This is a genomic window from Streptomyces sp. NPDC058964 (assembly GCF_042741275.1).
Classification (GTDB): Bacteria; Actinomycetota; Actinomycetes; order Streptomycetales; family Streptomycetaceae; genus Streptomyces.
In genome coordinates, this window is record NZ_JBHYKH010000001.1 from 45,060 (window position 1) to 62,111 (window position 17,052).

Genomic DNA, 17,052 nt, shown 5'->3' on the forward strand with positions numbered 1-17,052 from the left:
AGGTACCCGACCGTGACCGACACCGTGGCCAGTGCCGTGACCGACGCCGTGAACGACGCCGTGACCGACACCGCCGTACTCCCCGTCCACGCGGCCCCGGCCGCCGGCCCCGCCACCCTGGAGGCCCGCGCCGTCCCGGCCTGGTTCGGTACCCACCAGGTGCTCAGCCGTGTCTCGCTGACCATGCCCGCGGGGCGGGTCACGGCCCTGATCGGCCCCTCCGGCTGCGGCAAGTCGACGTTCCTGCGCACCCTGAACCGCATGCACGAGCTGATCCCGGGCGCGGCCTTCGGCGGCGAGGTGCTCTTCGAGGGCGAGGACGTCTACGGCCCGAGCGCCGGCTGACGGACGCCCGCCACCGCATCGGCATGGTCTTCCAGAAGCCCAACCCGTTCCCCGCGATGTCGATCTACGACAACGTGGTGGCGGGCCTGCGGCTGACGGGCACGCGCGTGAGCCGCCGTACGAAGGACGAGTTGGTCGAGGAGTCGCTGACCCGCGCGGGGCTGTGGAAGGAGGTGCGGGACCGGCTCCGCCGGCCGGGCGGCGCGCTCTCCGGCGGCCAGCAGCAGCGTCTGTGCATCGCCCGCGCCCTGGCGGTACGGCGCCGGGTCCTGCTCATGGACGAGCCCTGCTCCGCGCTCGACCCCACGTCCACCCGACGGGTCGAGGAGACGATCCACGAGCCGGCCGGCCAGGTGACCGTCGTGATCGTCACCCACAACATGCAGCAGGCCGCCCGTGTCTCCCAGCGGTGCGCCTTCTTCCTCGCCGAGCAGGCAACCCCGGGCGGCATCGTCGAGCACGGCGACACCGAGCAGATGTTCGGCTCCCCGGTGGACCAGCGGACCGCCGACTGTGTGGCGGCCCGGTTCGGCCGACGGCGGTCAGCAGTACGGCGGCTGGTTGGTGAGCGAGGCGGCGACGCGCATCCATACGCCGAACTGGCGGTACAGCGAAGGGAGTTGTCCGCGAGCCTCGACGGTGCGGCTGTCGGTGGCGGTCACGCCGGGGATGCCGGGGAGGGTGGCGGCGACGGAGGCCGACTGCCAGCGGACGGTGAGGGTGCGCTCGCCCGCGGGGACGGAGGGCCGTTCCGGTACGGCCGACAGGGCCGCGGCGACCGCCTCCTCCACCGCCCGGCGGGCCTCGGCCTCGGGGCGCAGCTCCGCCGCGAAGCGGTCGCGGGCGTACTTCACGGGGACCGTCGCGATCCGGTCGTCCCAGGCCGTCGCCTCCGCGCAGGCCACGTCGTCACCCGTGAGGGCGACCACCGGGACGCCGAGGGCCGCCGCCGTGGCCTGGGCCAGCCCGATCTCGCCGACCGGGCTGCCGTCCAGCCATATGTCCTCGATCTCATGGCCCATGAAGCTGTGACTGAGCACCCCCGGTGCCCCGGCCCGGGAGTGGTAGCCGACACAGATCGCGGCGTCGTGCCCTGAGGTCAGGCCCTCCAGCATGCCCATCTGCTTGGGCCTGCCCCGGACCAGCCGGGCGGCGGGGTGCAGGGCCTCGGGCAGCAGGTTGCGCATCGGACCGTGGGCGTCGTTGACGAGCACCTCGGTGGCGCCCGCCGCCACGGCGCCCCGGACGGCGGCGTTCACGTCCTGCGCCATCATCGAACGGCCGCGCTCGTAGTCCCGCCCACCGGGCTGGACGTCGTCGGCGTCGACGAGTCCGGTGATGCCTTCCATGTCCGCGCTGATGTAGATCTTCACCGCCTGAGGCTATCCCGACCCTACGTGATGTAGTTTCCCAACTGCTGACAGCCACAAGCCGGTTCTACGGGGGAATCATGCAGGGCTCGGACACGCGGGACGCACGGAAGCCGGGGAAGGCCGCCGTGAGCCTCGGACCCACCATCGCGCTGCTCGTCGTGAGTCTCGTCATCGCTGCCGTGGGCGTGTACGAGCTGTGCGGCTTCGGGCTGCACAGCCTCGACAGACGACCGCACCTCTTCAGTGACGGACTGGCCACGGGCGGTGTGATCGCCGCCGTCGTGACGGCGGGCGCGGCCCTGGGCAACCTGGCGTGGCACCTGGCGGCGGAGCGGCGGGGCGCGGACCGGTCCGGGTGACTCCGGGTACGACCGTGCTCGGGGCACCTTACAGGCTGTAGTGTCGGCGGTGGCCTGTCCCCGTCCCCCCAAGGTGACCAGTCACCATGCCCGCACCCGCACAGCGGCCGACCCTGATTTCCCCACAGGTTCCCGCCCAGCGCAACACCCGGCAGCGCACCACCGAAGCCGACCGCTCCCGGCTCAGGACCTGGGCCGCCGCCGCCACGGTCTGGTACCTGCGGCTGATGGCCCTTTTCAACATCGTGGCCGTCATGTCGCTGCCGTTCCGGCAGGAGGTCTACGAGCACAACACCGGACAGCTCCTGGATCTCCACCGGCGGCACGTCCACCACCCGGGCCAGTTCTTCACGCCGTACCTGGCCACCGCCGGCCTGGTCTCGGCCGCGCTCGCGCTGTTCCTCGCCCTGGTGATGCGGCGCCGCAAGCGCGCCGCCTGGGTGTCCAACCTGCTGCTCGCCGGACCCCTCTTCCTCCTCTACGTAATCGCCCTGACCCAGCACGAGTACCGCGAGCACGCCTTCAACTGGGTCTCCGCGGGACTCACCGGCCTCTTCGTGGCCGCGCTGATCGTCGGGCGCCGCGAGTTCAACGCCGTCGGCGACCCCTCCAACCCGAAGCTGGCCCTGGCCGTCGGCGCGGGCGGCATCCTCGTCACAGGCGCTCTCGGCACACTCCTGGTGAACGCCACCAACAAGCTCCCCGGCGCGAGCACCACCGACGAGATCGCCTACACCTTCCTGCGGGGCATCAGCGTCGGCCCGCTCGCCGACCGCATCGATGCCGTGCACGCGCCCCGCTGGACCGACATCACCGTCAACATCCTGCTCGCCGCGGCCTTCTGCCTCGTCCTGTACGCCTGCTTCCGCTCGCCCCGCGGCCGCCGGCTGCTCAGCACGGAGGACGAGGAACGGCTGCGCCGCCTGCTCGACCGGCACGGCGCCCGGGACTCCCTCGGCTACTTCGCCCTGCGCCGCGACAAGGCCGTCATCTGGTCGCCCACCGGCAAGGCCGCCGTCACCTACCGCGTCGTCGGCGGCGTCAGCCTCGCCTCCGGCGACCCGATCGGCGACCCGGAGGCCTGGCCCGGCGCCATCGACGCCTGGCTCGCCGAGGCCCGTCGGCACGCCTGGACGCCCGCCGTGATGGGCGCGAGCGAGGAGGCCGGCACGATCTACGCCAGGCACGGCCTGGACGCCCTGGAACTGGGTGACGAAGCGATCGTGGACCTCTCCGACTTCACCCTGGAGGGGCGCGCGATGCGCGTCGTACGGCAGGCGCACAACCGTGTCCGCCGTGCCGGGTACACCGTGCGCATCCGCCGCCACGAGGACATCCCCGACGACGAGATGGCCCACCTCGTCGAGCGCGCCGACCACTGGCGCGACGGCGCCACCGAACGCGGCTTCTCCATGGCCCTGGGCCGCCTCGGCGACCCCTCAGACGGCCGCTGCGTGATGCTGGAGTGCCGCGACGGCGACGGCGCGCCCCGCGCCCTGCTCAGCTTCGTCCCGTGGGGCGGCAACGGCCTCTCCCTCGACCTGATGCGCCGCGACCGCGAGGGCGAGAACGGCCTGATGGAGTACATGGTCGTGGAACTCCTCCTGCGGGCGAAGGAGCTGGACGTCCAGCGGGTCTCGCTGAACTTCGCGATGTTCCGCTCGGTCTTCGAGCGGGGCTCGCGGCTCGGCGCGGGCCCGGTCCTGCGCCTGTGGCGCTCGATCCTCACCTTCTTCTCACGCTGGTGGCAGATCGAGTCCCTGTACCGCGCCAACGCCAAGTACCGCCCCGTGTGGGAGCCGCGCTATCTGCTCTTCGCCAAGAGCAGCGACATCCCGCGCATCGGGCTGGCGAGCGCGCGGGCCGAGGGCTTCCTGACCCCGCCCGCGCTGCCGTCCTTCACCCGGCGCAGGCAGGCTCCCCGCGCGGAGGTCACCTCGTCCCCACCGTCCGCAGCACAGTGAGCACAAGCGCCCGGGCCACGGCCACCACCTCACCCACGGACACCCGCTCCTCGGCACTGTGCGCCACCCGGATGTCCCCCGGCCCGAACTGAAGCGTCGGAATCCCGGCCCCGGCATACAGCCGCAGGTCGCTCCCGTAGGGAGCCCCGCGCTCCCGGGGCCGGGCGGCCCAGCCGTTCGCGTCGGTGCAGGCGTCGCGCACCACGTCCCGCAGCGGATGCCCCTCCGGCAGGCCGCCGCTGGCGAACTGACCGCCGGTCCAGCTCACCGTCGCCGGACGGTCCCGCAGCCAGGGGTCGGCGGCGCAGGCATCGGCCACGCACCGCTCCAGCTCCGCGCGGGCGTCCGCCGGGTCCTCACCGAGCCTGACGCCCAGCCGCCCCTCGGCGACCAGCAGGTCCGGCACGCTGCTCGCCCAGTCGCCCGAGTGCAGGGTGCCGACGGAGAGGGCGTACGGGATCGGATACTCGGCCATCAGCGGGGACGGACCGGCGTTACGGACCGTCTCCAGGCGGGCCAGCGCCGAGTGCAGCGGCAGATACGCGTCGATCGCGCTCACCCCGGCCTCCCGGGAGCTCCCGTGCGCCGCCTTGCCGGGGACGGTGATCCGGAAGGTCAGGGCGCCCGCGTTCGCGGTGATGAGGGTGCCCGCGGTCGGCTCCGTGATGACGCAGGCGTCGCCCCGGTGCCCGCGCCGCAGCGTGCCGAACGCGCCGATCCCGCCGTCCTCCTCGCCGACCACGAAGTGCACGGCGACCCGGCCGCGCAGCCGCACCCCGGCCGCCCGCACCGCGGCGAGCGCCGCGAGGTGCGCCACCAGCCCGGCCTTCATGTCACAGGCCCCGCACCCGTGCACGACGTCCCCGGTCACCCTGGGCACGAACGGATCGCCCTCCCACGCGGCGGGATCCCCGGGCGGTACGACGTCCACATGCCCCTGCAGCACGAGTGCCGGCCCGTCGGCGTCCCCGCCCGCCGTGTGCCCCACCAGACCCCACGCCTCCTCACGCGGCACCTCCATGCCGGGGAAGTCCGGGTCCGCGAGCAGCGCCGGCAGGTCCATGGACCACAGATCCACGTCCAGCCCCAGCCGCTCAAGCCGCCCGGCCAGATGGTGCTGGAGCTCCGACTCGGCGGCGCTCCCGGTCACACTGGGAATCGCGAGCAGTCCGAGCAGCGTCCGGCCGACGGCCGCCTCGTCGACCGCTCCGAGAGCGGCGGCCTCCTCGTCGGTCAGCACGCGGGCTCCTTCCCGTCACGTCGGCGGCGTCCCCTCCCCGCCCCCCCCGATCATGACGCCGCGCGGGCACACGGAAAAGGGCGGGGTCCAAGGTCCCCGCCCGCTCTCGGCCGCCCGTCGCCCTACGGCCACACCAGGCAGTACGGCTGATGCCCGGCCTCATGCAACCGATGGCTGAAGTCCTGCCACTCGTGCAGCAGCTGGTACACGTTGAACGCGTCGCGCGGGCCGCCGCGGTCCGGGACCGTCGACCAGATGAAGGCCGCGGCGCCCACCGCCTCCTCGCCGATACCCCGCAGCGGGTCCACGACGGTCATGGGGAGCTTCACGACCGCGTAGTCGGGGTGCAGGACGACCAGCTCCAGGGGCGGCACCTTGTGCAGGGGGACGCCCTCGATGCCGGTCAGCACCATCGCGGCCATCGTCTCCGGCTTGATCTTGGTGAACATGCCGTTCATGCCGAGCTCGTCGCCGCCGAGTTCCTCGGGGCGCATCGAGATCGGGACGCGGGCCGCGGTCGCGCCGTCCGGCGCGCCGAAGTATTTGTATGTCACCCCCACCCGACCACCATTCCTGTTCCCCGCCCCCAGCCGATCGATCCGACGGTCGATACGTCGATCGTCGCGCTCTGACTCACTCGGCACACCGTGTGCCTGACGTGCCTCGGTCGTTTCCTCCGCCTCGCGTCGGTGCCTTCCCCGCCGGGCACGTCGAGGACCCAGGTCATCGGTCCCCTCGCCCAGTCCGCCACCGCGATGCATATCTCCACCCGACTGCTTTTCTAGGACGCGCGGCCCCCGCCGCGCAACCCGATCATCGTGACAGTGACCTCCCCCACGGCCGCCCGCCGAAACGTGCGTCGAAACACCAGTCCGCAGGATCTTCGCCGTCCCTGATCACCATGAGCCGTATGAGCTGTGTGTATCAGCTGTGTGTATCAGGCCCCAGTCTCGCAGATGGCGCGGCACCGACAAGCGGCGCCGGACGCGAGATCGACCACGTGTTTGTCGGAGTGATGACCGGGGCGGCCTACCCTGAGGAGGTCACTACGCAACCGGAGTCCGAGAAGTCGGAGAAGCCGCACGTCATGAGCGAAATCCCCTATTCATACGAAGCGCCTGTCTCGCAGGCGCTGTTCGACCGTGCGGCCGCCGTCACGCCCGGGGGCGTGAACTCCCCGGTGCGCGCCTTCCGTGCCGTCGGCGGTACGCCCCGGTTCATGGTGTCCGGCACCGGTCCCTATCTGACCGACGCGGACGGGCGTGAGTACGTCGATCTGGTCTGTTCGTGGGGGCCCATGATCCTCGGGCACTCGCACCCCGAGGTCATCGCCGCCGTCCAGGAGGCCGTCGCGCGCGGTACCTCGTTCGGTACGCCCGGTGAGGGCGAGGTCGCGCTCGCCGAGGAGATCGTCGCGCGGGTCGAGCCCGTCGAGCAGGTGCGGCTCGTGTCCAGCGGCACCGAGGCCACCATGTCGGCGATCCGGCTCGCCCGGGGATTCACCCGGCGGTCCAAGGTGATCAAGTTCGCCGGGTGCTACCACGGGCACGTGGACTCGCTGCTCGCCGCCGCCGGGTCCGGGGTGGCCACGTTCGCGCTGCCCGACACGCCCGGTGTCACCGGCGCGCAGGCCGGCGACACGATCGTGCTGCCGTACAACGACCTGGAGGCCGTGAACGAGGCCTTCCACCGGCACCCCGGCGAGATCGCCTGTGTGATCACCGAGGCCTCGCCCGGCAACATGGGCGTCGTGCCGCCGGCGCCCGGGTTCAACCAGGGGCTCAAGGACGCCTGCCAGCGCAACGGGGCTCTCTTCATCTCCGACGAGGTCATGACCGGGTTCCGTACCAGCCGCTCCGGCTGGTACGGCATCGACGGGGTCAGGCCCGACCTCATGACCTTCGGCAAGGTCATGGGCGGCGGGTTCCCGGCCGCGGCCTTCGGCGGCCGTGCGGACGTCATGGCCCACCTCGCGCCCGCCGGGCCCGTCTACCAGGCGGGCACCCTCTCCGGGAACCCGGTCGCCACCGCCGCGGGCCTCGCCCAGCTGCGGCTCCTGGACGACGCCGCGTACGAGACCGTCGACGGCGTCTCCGCGCAGATCCAGGGCCTCGTCACCGAGGCCCTCACCAAGGAAGGGGTCGCGCACCAGCTGCAGACCGCCTCCAACATGTTCTCCGTCTTCTTCACCAACCGGCCCGTGAGGAACTACGAGGACGCCAAGGCGCAGGAGTCCTTCCGCTTCACCGCCTTCTTCCACTCGCTCCTCTCCGACGGCGTCTACCTGCCGCCGTCGTCCTTCGAGTCCTGGTTCGTGTCCGCGGCCCACGACGAGCGGGCCATCCAGAAGATCGCCGACGCCCTTCCGGCGGCGGCCCGAGCCGCCGCGGAGGCCACCGCGTGAGCAACGACAACGCCATCACCGTCGTCCACCTGATGCGGCACGGCGAGGTCGCCAACCCCGACGGGGTGCTCTACGGGCGGCTGCCCGGCTATCACCTCTCCGAGCTCGGGCGGCAGATGGCCGACCGGGTCGCCGAGCACCTCGCCCCCCGGGACGTGACGTACGTGGTCGCCTCCCCACTGGAGCGGGCGCAGGAGACCGCGACGCCGATCGCCAAGACGCACGGCCTGGACCTCGACTCCGACGAGCGGCTCATCGAGGCCGAGAACGTCTTCCAGGGGAAGACCTTCGGGGTCGGGGACGGCGCCCTGCGCAAGCCCGCCAACTGGAAGCACCTCGTCAACCCCTTCAAACCGTCCTGGGGAGAGCCGTACGTCGAGCAGGTCGTACGGATGATGGGCGCCCTGAACGCGGCCAAGGACCGGGCGCGCGGTCACGAGGCCGTGCTCGTCAGCCACCAGCTGCCGATCTGGATCGTGCGGTCGTTCGTCGAGAAGCGGCGGCTGTGGCACGACCCGCGCAGGCGGCAGTGCACGCTCGCCTCGCTGACGTCCTTCACCTACCGGGGCGACCGGATCGTCTCCGTCGGCTACACCGAGCCGGCCCGGGACCTGGTTCCCGCTCACCTCCTGGCGGGAGCCAAGCCGGTGAAGGGACAGAGCAAGGCCTTCGGAGCCTGACCGGGGCCGAACCCGATCGGGGCAAGCACCACAACTGCCGTCCCTTAGGGCGCTTTTGTTGTGTTCGTTGCAAAATATGGAAGAAGTAGCGGAACCTCCCGGTTCGTCACGCCCTCTGAGTGGGTGACCGCCAGCAGGATGTGACGAATCGGGGTTCTCATGCGCACCTTCTCCCGTAGGGGAATACTCGGCCTCGGCGCGGGCGCCGCGGCCGCCGCCGGTCTCGCCGGCTGTGGCACGCTCAACGCCTCAGACGGGGACGGGCGCGGTTCCGGTTCCGGCGGCTCGAAGGGCGGCGACGGCGGCAAGGGCGGCGCGCGCCCCGCCCGGCCCATCGGTGACGGCTCCACGTCCTTCACCGGCAGGCAGCCCCACCAGCCCGCCAAGCCCGAGCCGCTGCAGGCCGGGCAGACCCCGCCGCAGTTCGTGATCTTCTCCTGGGACGGCGCGGGCGAGGTCGGCAACGGCCTCTTCCCGCGCTTCCTCGACCTCGCCAAGGAACACGGCGCGAGCATGACCTTCTTCCTCTCCGGGCTGTATCTGCTGCCCGAGTCGAAGAAGCGCCTCTACAACCCGCCGAACAACCCACGCGGCGCCTCCGACATCGGCTACCTCGCCGACGACCACGTCAAGGCCACGCTGACGAACGTGCGCCGGGCCTGGCTGGAGGGCCACGAGATCGGCACCCACTTCAACGGGCACTTCTGCTCCGGCTCCGGCACGGTCGCCAACTGGACCCCGCAGCAGTGGAAGAGCGAGATCCAGCAGGCCAAGGCCTTCGTGAAGGAGTGGCGCACCAACTCCGGCTGGACCGAACTGCCGTCGCTGCCGTTCGACTACGAGAAGGAACTCGCCGGCGGCCGTACGCCCTGTCTGCTCGGTCAGAACAACCTGCTGCCCACCGCCCGTGAACTCGGCTGGCGCTACGACGCCTCCTCGCCGGGCGGCCGCCAGACGTGGCCGCAGAAGAAGCTGGGGATCTGGGACCTGCCGTTGCAGCAGATACCCTTCCCCGGCCGCAGTTTCGAGGTCCTGTCCATGGACTACAACATGCTCGCCAACCAGTCGGTCAACTCGACCAAGGCGCCCCCGTCCAACTACCCGGGCTGGCGGACCCAGTCCGCACAGGCGTACATATCTGGATTTCAGCGGGCTTATGAGACGAATCGGGCACCCTTCTTCATAGGCAACCACTTCGAGCAGTGGAACGGCGGCATCTACATGGACGCCGTCGAGGAGGCGTTCAAGCACATCGCGCGGGAGAAGGAGAAGGGGGCCGACGTGCGGCTCGTCTCCTTCCGGCAGTTCGTGGACTGGCTGGACGTCCAGAAGCCGGCGGTGCTCGCCAAGCTGCGTACCCTGGACGTCGGGCAGCGGCCGGCCGGCGGCTGGAAGAACTTCCTGTCGGACACCCCCTCCGGCTCCGCGGGCGCCGCATCGAATGCCGCCTGAAAAGCGGTTTTCCACCCGCAAGGGGGGTGCGCAAGATCCCCAGAACGGGCATGCGAAACTTTTCACATGAGCACCCGTAGCCGCGTCCTGCTTGCCGCCACGGCCGCCGCAGCGGCCCTGACCCTGTCCGCGTGTGGATCGGGCGGCACCTCCGGCGGGGGCGGCAACACCAACTTCGTCACCGGCAACAACGGCATCGACACGGCCGCCAGGGGGCACCGCGCCGCTGCGCCCGACCTGTCCGGCAAGACCGTGGACGGCAAGAGCCTCGACGTCGCCGACTACAAGGGCAAGGTCGTCGTCGTCAACGTCTGGGGCTCCTGGTGCGGGCCGTGCCGGGCGGAGGGCCCGAACTTCGCCAAGGTCTCCAAGGAGTACCAGGACAAGGGCGTCCAGTTCGTCGGCATCAACACCCGGGACACCAGCACCACTCCGGCGCTCGCCTTCGAGAAGGACCTGGGCATCACCTACCCGAGCCTGTACGACCCGACGGGCAGGCTGATGCTCCGCTTCAAGAAGGGCACGCTCAACCCGCAGCTGATCCCCTCCACGCTCGTCATCGACCGGGACGGGAAGATCGCCGCGCGGGCCCTGGAGGGGCTCAGCGAGGAGAGCCTGCTCAAGATGCTCAAGCCGGTCCTCGCGGAGAAGTGACGTGAGCGCGCTTCTGCCGCTCGCCGCGGAAGCGGCGGGCAGGAACCAGACCGTCTACAGCGGCGCCCTGCTGGTCGCCCTGCCGGTCGCCGTGATCGGCGGCCTCGTCTCCTTCTTCTCGCCGTGCGTCCTGCCCCTCGTCCCCGGCTACCTCTCCTACGTCACCGGGGTCGCCGGCACCGACCTGGGCGAGGCCAAACGGGGGCGTATGGTCGCCGGGGCCTCCCTGTTCGTGCTCGGCTTCAGTGCCGTGTTCGTCTCCGGCGGGGCGCTGTTCGGCTTCTTCGGCTGGACCCTGCAGGAGCACAAGGACACGCTGTCCAAGGTGCTCGGCGTGCTCATGATCCTGCTGGGCGTCTTCTTCATGGGGCTGATGCCCTGGCTGACCCAGCGCGAGTTCCGCTTCCACCGGCGCCCCGCCACGGGCCTGGTGGGCGCCCCCCTGCTCGGCGCGCTGTTCGGCGTCGGCTGGACCCCCTGCATCGGTCCCACCCTCGCCTCGGTCGTCGCGTTGTCCTCGCAGCAGGCGAGCGCCGGCCGCGGCGCCATACTGACCGTCGCCTACTGCGTCGGCCTCGGCGTGCCCTTCGTCCTCACCGCCGTCGCCTTCCGCAAGGCCCTCGGCGCCTTCGGCTGGGTCAAGCGCCACTACGTCTGGGTGATGCGCGCCGGCGGCACGATGATGATCGTGACCGGTGTGCTGCTGCTGACCGGGGCGTGGGACAGTCTCGTGTACCAGATGCAGATCTGGTCCAACGGCTTCAACGTGGGGATCTGACCCGATGAGCAACACCACGACGGACAACTCCGGGGCCGGGTCCGAGGACCAGGACCTGGGCGCAGCCGGCTCCCAGCTGTCCACCGCGCCCCAGGAGGAGCCGGCCGGCCTCCCCTCGCTGGGCGTCGTCGGCTGGGCCCGCTGGTTCTGGCGGCAGCTGACCTCCATGCGGGTCGCGCTGCTGCTGCTCCTGCTGCTGTCGCTCGGCGCGATCCCCGGTTCGCTGATCCCGCAGACCGGCGCGGACGTCACCAAGGTCGCCGAGTTCCGCAAGAACCACGCGGCGCTGGCGCCCGTCTACGACAAGCTCGGCCTCTTCCACGTCTACAGCTCGGTGTGGTTCTCCGCGATCTACATCCTGCTGTTCGTCTCGCTCATCGGCTGCATCGTCCCGCGCACCTGGCAGTTCGTGGGCCAGCTGCGCGGCCGTCCGCCGGCCGCGCCCAAGCGGCTGACCCGGCTGCCCGCCTACACCACCTGGCGCACCGAGGCCGACCCCGAGCAGGTCCGCGAGGCCGCGCTCGCCCTGCTCAGGAAGCGCCGGTTCCGCGCCCATGTCGCCGGTGACGCCGTCGCCGCCGAGAAGGGTTATGTGCGTGAGCTGGGCAACCTGGCCTTCCACATCGCGCTGATCGTGCTGCTGGTCGCCTTCGCCTCGGGCCAGCTGTACAAGTCGGACGGCACCAAGCTGGTCGTCGAGGGCGACGGCTTCTCCAACTCGATCATCCAGTACGACGACTTCAAGTCCGGCAGCCTGTTCACCACCGACGACCTGGTGCCCTTCAGCTTCGACCTGAAGGACTTCAAGGGCACCTACGAGCTCACGGGCCCGAACCGCGGCACCCCGCGCACCTACCAGGCGAAGCTCACCTACAGCAAGGGCGCCTACGGCAAGGAGACCTCGACCACCGTCAAGGTCAACCAGCCGCTGAAGATCGACGACTCCAAGGTCTACCTCGTGAGTCACGGCTACGCGCCCGTCATCACCGTCCGCGACGGCAAGGGCAACGAGGTCTTCCACGACGCCGTGCCGCTTCTGCCGCTCGACGGGAACGTCACCTCGCAGGGCGTGATCAAGGTGATGGACGGCTACAAGAACGCCAAGGGTCTCGGCGAGCAGCTCGGCATCAAGGCCTTCTTCCTGCCGACCTACGGCGGAGCGGGCATGGAGATCTCCTCCGCGTTCCCCGCGCTGCTGAACCCGGTGCTGAACCTGGAGCCCTACTACGGCGACCTGGGCGTCGACTCGGGCCTGCCGCAGAGCGTGTACCAGCTCGACAAGAAGCACATGAAGGCGTTCGAGGACGCCAAGGGGCGGCAGCTGCGGACGAACCTGAAGCCCGGCGAGACCATGCAGCTCCCGAACGGCGCCGGCTCCGTCACCTTCGAGAAGGACATCAAGGAGTGGGCCGGCTTCGAGATCGTCCAGGAGCCCGGTGGCGGCTGGGCGCTCGGCGGCGCGCTCGCCGCGATCTTCGGTCTGGCCGCGTCCCTGTTCATCCAGCGCCGCCGCGTCTGGGTGCGGGCCGTCCGCGGCGCCGACGGCGTGACCGTCGTCGAGATGGCCGGGCTCGGCCGCAGCGAGTCCGCCAAGGTGCCCGAGGAACTGGGCGACCTCGCCGGACTCCTCTACGACCAGGCGCCGGGGGCTCCGGACCCCGACGACGACCCTTCAGAAACCCCCGACCCCGAAGTCGTACCTGCCGAAGGGGCTGAGAAGTGACTCTCGCCGCCGCAACCGATCTCGCCACCGCCACCAACGAGCATCTCGCGAGCATCAGCAACACGCTGATCTACTCCTCGATGGCCGTCTACACCCTTGCCTTCTTCGCGTACATCGCGGAGTGGCTCCTCGGCAGCCGCAGCAAGGTCGGCCGTACGGCCGCCGCGCTCACCGCCGACGCCTCGAAGAAGGCCGCCGCGCCCGCCGTCACGGTGAGGACGGCCGGCGGCACCGCCGTCCTCGAGCGGCCCAAGGTCGTCGTCCGGTCCTCGGCCGGCGCCCGGGACGTGCCGGACGGGCCAGGTGCCCACGGCGGTGACGAACAGGGCGACCTCTACGGCCGGATCGCCGTGTCCCTCACCGTGCTCGCCTTCCTCGTGGAGCTGGCCGGTGTCGTCGCCCGGGCGGCCTCCGTGGAGCGGGCGCCGTGGGGCAACATGTACGAGTTCAACATCACGTTCTCCACGGTCGCCGTCGGTGTGTACCTCGCGCTGCTGGTGCTGGGGAAGAACGTGCGCTGGATGGGCCTGTTCCTCATCACCACGGTCCTGCTCGACCTCGGCCTCGCGGTGACCGTCCTCTACACCGCGAGCGACCAGCTGGTTCCGGCCCTGCACTCGTACTGGCTGTACATCCACGTCTCCACCGCGATCTTCTGCGGCGCGGTGTTCTACGTCGGCGCGGTCGCGACGATCCTCTACCTGTTCAAGGACTCGTACGAGAACAAGCTGGAAAGCGGCGGCAAGCCCGGCAGCTTCGCGACCTCCGTCCTGGAGCGCCTGCCCGCCTCCGCCTCGCTGGACAAGTTCGCCTACCGGGTCAACGCGGCCGTCTTCCCGCTGTGGACGTTCACGATCATCGCGGGCGCGATCTGGGCGGGCGACGCCTGGGGCCGCTACTGGAACTGGGACCCCAAGGAGACCTGGTCCTTCATCACCTGGATCGCCTACGCCTGCTACCTGCACGCCCGCGCCACGGCCGGCTGGAAGGGCCGCAAGGCCGCGTACCTCGCGATGATCGCCTTCGCCTGCTGGCTGTTCAACTACTACGGCGTCAACATCTTCGTGAGCGGCAAGCACTCGTACGCGGGCGTGTAGCCGGCGCCGGCGAGCGCCCCCAAGGGGTGCGGAAGCCGCACGCCCGGGTCAGGCTGGTTCCATGACGGGTTCCATCGAACAGGGCACCAGCCAGACCCATGGGAACACGCACATACTCCACTTCCTGGTGCGGCTTCCGGGGCCCATGGGCGAGGTGTGGCCCGCGCTGGCCACCCCTGAGGGGCTCGCGGGCTGGTTCACCGGCGTCGATGTCCTCGAGCCGCGGCTCGGCGGTGCGGTCACCCTGCGGGGTCTGGGCAGCGGGCACATCACGGCGTGGGACGTGGACCGGGTCGCCGAGTACACGGTGGAGGGCGGCGGCCGTCTCCGCTTCCATCTGGAGCGGGACGGGGAGGCGGCGAGCGCCCTGCGCTTCACCCATGAGTTCCGGGGGAACGGGGAGTCGGAGCAGGGCTGGCGGACCAGATTCGAACGTCTGATCCAGTTGGTCGAGGGCGCGGCCTAGGCGTTCCGTCACATCCCCGTCGTCCGCCCGGAGGGCGGGGCAGGCGGGCATCCGACGTCAGGGACTAGGACGGCGGCAGACACTCCCTCGCCGGCGGCTTCCCCTCCGGCCAGGCGGTCCGCACGAAGCGGGAGCCGCCCTCGGGGATGAGCTCCACGATCGGCACGGCCTTGTCGTACGGGTTGCCGTGCACGTCCAGACAGATCCAGCCGCTCGCCCCGTTCACCCGCAGCGACCCCTTGACCTGTGGCCACTGCAGACCCACGTCCTCGAGCGACGGGACCTTCCTGCCTTCGGGGACCGCCTCGCGGATGCCGTGCACGGCCAGCCGGACGGCGTCGTACGCGATGATCAGCTGCCCGTCGTCCAGCGCGACCGGGCCGATCGGCCCGACCGGCTCCCGCTCCGCGCTCTTCAGCAGCGCCTTCAGCACCTGCGCGTCCGCCGCCGAGCCGCCCGTCCTCGCGGGATCCCCCGCCCAGGCGTCCGGATGCGCGAGGGCGGTGTAGCGGACGGAGAGGTTGTGCTTCAGGGCGCCGCGGTCCAGATCCTTCTCGCCGGTCAGGTACGAGCCCTCGTCCCCGGTCAGCAGCGTGAACTTCCGGTCCTGGCAGCCACGGCCGCCCAGCGCGTTGATGAACTGCCGCAGCTGGGTGTGGCGGCCCGCGAACAGGATCGTGTCCGTCTCCTTGGACGTGTCGCACACCAGATGGGTGATCTGCCGGAAGGTGTTGGCGGTCGTGCCCTCCTGGCTGCGGTCGGCGGGCGGGGTGAACGGCTGCGGCTCGTAGGGCGACCCCTTGATCAGCGCGGCGAACGACTTCTGCAGTGTCCGGGTGTACGGGTCCCCGGGCTTGTCGTACACCAGCAGCGCCTTGCCCGCGCTGACCTTGGCGAAGGAGGCCAGCGCGCGCGCCTCGTCGGTGTTGGTCGGGGAGACCCGCGCCAGTCCGGGGAAGGGGTCCTTGCCGCCCTGCCCGTTGGCCAGGTCGTCGGCGGTGATGGAGGAGCCGACCACCGGGACGCCCAGCCGGGTCAGCTCCCCGACGGCCTTCTTGTTGTTGTCGGTGCTCTGCCCCACCCCGGCCACCGCCCGCAGCCGGTCCGCGCTCACCGTCATCCGCGCCAGCCGGTCGACCGTCCGCTTCCAGTACGTGCTGGTCGCCCCGGGGTTGGCCATGACGAGCCGGATCGCCGGGGCCTCCCCGTTGGAGTCGTGGTTGGCCTGGTACTGGGCGAGATAGGCGCCCTGCAGCTCGTGCTGGATGTCGCTCAGGCTGGCGGCGGCGGTCGCGGTGTACGGCAGCATCACCGCGACGGTCACATAGGTGCCGGGCTTGAGCCGTTCGTTCTCGCGCGCGATCGCCCGCACCGTGTCCCGCAGCCGGGGATGCCCGAAGTCGTACGCCGTCGTCGCCACGCCCACGCACTCGTCACTGCCCTCGGGCCGGGACACCCCCGGCGCGCAGGACCGGTCGTCGTGCGCGAGGGTGCGCGCCGCGAAGACCAGACCGGTCACCAGGCCCGCGGTGATCAGGAGCGCCAGGTAGCGGCGCAGCGGTATCTCCCAGACGTCCTCGCGCAGCCATGTGCCCAGACCCCTGCGTGCCATCACGCCTCCCCGCTCCGGTCGTCCGGGTCGTCCTCCTCGTCCGGGCCGTCCAGCGGGCGCCCGGCGAGCGCGGCCGCGGGCCAGTCCCGCGACGCCCGCCACAGCAGCGCGTTGCCCGCGGGCCGCAGATTGGACAGCTGCTCCAGCTCGAACCGCAGCCGGTCGCACACCCTCGGGTCGGGCAGCACCAGCGGGTCGGCCAGCTGCCACACGGCGTGCAGCAGCCTGCGTATGCGCAGGTGCAGCACGGCGTCCACGCCCTCCGGCACCTGCTGCTCGGCGTCCGTGCGGCCCAGCGCCACGGCCGCGCGCCGGTCGTCCCGGCCGGAGAAGTCGCGGCCGTCCGCGTCGTGCGCGTGGAAGTAGGGCGCCGACGCGACGAAGCGGAGCATGCGCAGCCAGGCGCGGGTGCCGAGAGTGTGGAAGGTGTCGCGCAGCTGGGCGACCGCCGGCTCCGTAGTCCCCAGGGCGAGCTGGTGGTGCAGCCGGTAGGCGTCGGCGTTCCCGGTGGACTCCGTGTAGCGCGCGACCAGCGTCTCGTGGGCCGTGCGCCACGGGCCGTGGTCGGCGCCCCGCAGATGCAGCCGGAGCAGCAGCAGGGTACGTACGAAGGGATCGCCGACGAACTGGCCCGGCCGGCCCGGCAGTCCCTCCCGGGCCAGCCGGGTCTGTAACGCCCGTACGTCCGCCGGGCCGAAGTCGTCCGGAAGCAGGGCCTCGGCCAGCGCGCACGCCGAGTCGTGGTCGTGCGCGGCCGCCAGCACGGTCAGCTCGTCCAACTGGTCGGCGGGCACGAGCCGGTCGAGGAGCTCACGGTAGGCGGGGGAGCCGTCGTGGTCCTCGTGCAGCCGTACGTCCGCCGTCCGCCGCCGGCCCAGCGAGGCCGCCTCCGGCAGGTTATGCGC

Annotated in this window: 14 protein-coding genes and 2 pseudogenes; 11 read left to right on the forward strand and 5 right to left on the reverse strand. The window is 71.2% G+C overall.

Going from position 1 to position 17,052, the window contains the following annotated elements:
- Positions 1–117 precede the first annotated feature (117 nt).
- Positions 118–878, forward strand: a pseudogene (locus ACFW2E_RS00240) (phosphate ABC transporter ATP-binding protein); the annotation flags it as partial.
- Positions 879–887: 9 nt separating this feature from the next.
- On the opposite strand, the gene ACFW2E_RS00245 reads toward ACFW2E_RS00240, so the two are convergent.
- The gene (locus ACFW2E_RS00245) at positions 888–1,718 is read right to left on the reverse strand and encodes a M55 family metallopeptidase (RefSeq protein WP_384458926.1); all 831 of its coding nucleotides are present in this window, start codon (positions 1,716–1,718) and stop codon (positions 888–890) included.
- 125 nt (positions 1,719–1,843) lie between these two features.
- Here ACFW2E_RS00245 and ACFW2E_RS00250 point away from each other — a divergent pair, with 125 nt between their 5' ends.
- The gene (locus tag ACFW2E_RS00250) at positions 1,844–2,077 is read left to right on the forward strand and encodes a hypothetical protein (RefSeq protein ID WP_384458929.1); all 234 of its coding nucleotides are present in this window, start codon (positions 1,844–1,846) and stop codon (positions 2,075–2,077) included.
- An 86-nt stretch (positions 2,078–2,163) separates the two neighbouring features.
- Positions 2,164–4,041 carry a phosphatidylglycerol lysyltransferase domain-containing protein gene (locus ACFW2E_RS00255; protein ID WP_384458932.1) on the forward strand — a complete coding sequence of 626 codons (1,878 nt, stop codon included), beginning with the start codon at positions 2,164–2,166 and terminating at the stop codon, positions 4,039–4,041.
- Here ACFW2E_RS00255 and ACFW2E_RS00260 read toward each other — a convergent pair.
- Positions 4,010–5,281 (reverse strand): ArgE/DapE family deacylase, encoded by a 1,272-nt coding sequence (locus tag ACFW2E_RS00260; protein ID WP_384458935.1) that lies wholly within the window; start codon positions 5,279–5,281, stop codon positions 4,010–4,012. The genes ACFW2E_RS00255 and ACFW2E_RS00260 overlap by 32 nt on opposite strands.
- Before the next feature lie 122 nt (positions 5,282–5,403).
- On the reverse strand, positions 5,404–6,042 hold the full coding sequence (locus ACFW2E_RS00265; protein ID WP_384458938.1) for a hypothetical protein: 639 nt from the start codon (positions 6,040–6,042) through the stop codon (positions 5,404–5,406).
- Positions 6,043–6,368: 326 nt separating this feature from the next.
- Here ACFW2E_RS00265 and hemL point away from each other — a divergent pair, with 326 nt between their 5' ends.
- The 8 genes from hemL (at position 6,369) to ACFW2E_RS00305 (ending at position 14,535) form a co-directional block, all read left to right on the forward strand.
- A complete protein-coding gene (hemL, locus tag ACFW2E_RS00270; protein WP_384458941.1) occupies positions 6,369–7,685 on the forward strand; it encodes a glutamate-1-semialdehyde 2,1-aminomutase in 1,317 nt (438 codons plus the stop codon).
- 32 nt (positions 7,686–7,717) lie between these two features.
- Positions 7,718–8,365, forward strand: a complete 648-nt coding sequence (locus ACFW2E_RS00275) for a histidine phosphatase family protein (protein ID WP_384458971.1) — start codon at positions 7,718–7,720, stop codon at positions 8,363–8,365.
- A gap of 159 nt (positions 8,366–8,524) precedes the next feature.
- Positions 8,525–9,817 carry a hypothetical protein gene (locus ACFW2E_RS00280; protein ID WP_384458944.1) on the forward strand — a complete coding sequence of 431 codons (1,293 nt, stop codon included), beginning with the start codon at positions 8,525–8,527 and terminating at the stop codon, positions 9,815–9,817.
- 66 nt (positions 9,818–9,883) lie between these two features.
- Entirely contained in the window at positions 9,884–10,471 is a 588-nt protein-coding gene (locus ACFW2E_RS00285) for a TlpA family protein disulfide reductase (protein ID WP_384458947.1), read from the forward strand.
- Position 10,472: 1 nt separating this feature from the next.
- Positions 10,473–11,249 (forward strand): cytochrome c biogenesis CcdA family protein, encoded by a 777-nt coding sequence (locus ACFW2E_RS00290; protein ID WP_384458950.1) that lies wholly within the window; start codon positions 10,473–10,475, stop codon positions 11,247–11,249.
- A 4-nt stretch (positions 11,250–11,253) separates the two neighbouring features.
- Positions 11,254–12,972 (forward strand): cytochrome c biogenesis protein ResB, encoded by a 1,719-nt coding sequence (locus ACFW2E_RS00295; protein ID WP_384458953.1) that lies wholly within the window; start codon positions 11,254–11,256, stop codon positions 12,970–12,972.
- Positions 12,969–14,069, forward strand: coding sequence for a c-type cytochrome biogenesis protein CcsB (gene ccsB, locus ACFW2E_RS00300; RefSeq protein ID WP_384458956.1), 1,101 nt, complete (start codon positions 12,969–12,971; stop codon positions 14,067–14,069). The genes ACFW2E_RS00295 and ccsB overlap by 4 nt, the downstream gene beginning before the upstream one ends.
- A 61-nt stretch (positions 14,070–14,130) precedes the next feature.
- The gene (locus ACFW2E_RS00305; RefSeq protein WP_384458959.1) at positions 14,131–14,535 is read left to right on the forward strand and encodes a hypothetical protein; all 405 of its coding nucleotides are present in this window, start codon (positions 14,131–14,133) and stop codon (positions 14,533–14,535) included.
- A gap of 64 nt (positions 14,536–14,599) precedes the next feature.
- Here ACFW2E_RS00305 and ACFW2E_RS00310 read toward each other — a convergent pair whose 3' ends face one another.
- Positions 14,600–16,147 (reverse strand): hypothetical protein, encoded by a 1,548-nt coding sequence (locus ACFW2E_RS00310; RefSeq protein WP_384458962.1) that lies wholly within the window; start codon positions 16,145–16,147, stop codon positions 14,600–14,602.
- Positions 16,147–17,052: pseudogene (locus tag ACFW2E_RS00315) on the reverse strand (hypothetical protein); the annotation flags it as partial. The pseudogene ACFW2E_RS00315 and the gene ACFW2E_RS00310, both read right to left, overlap by 1 nt.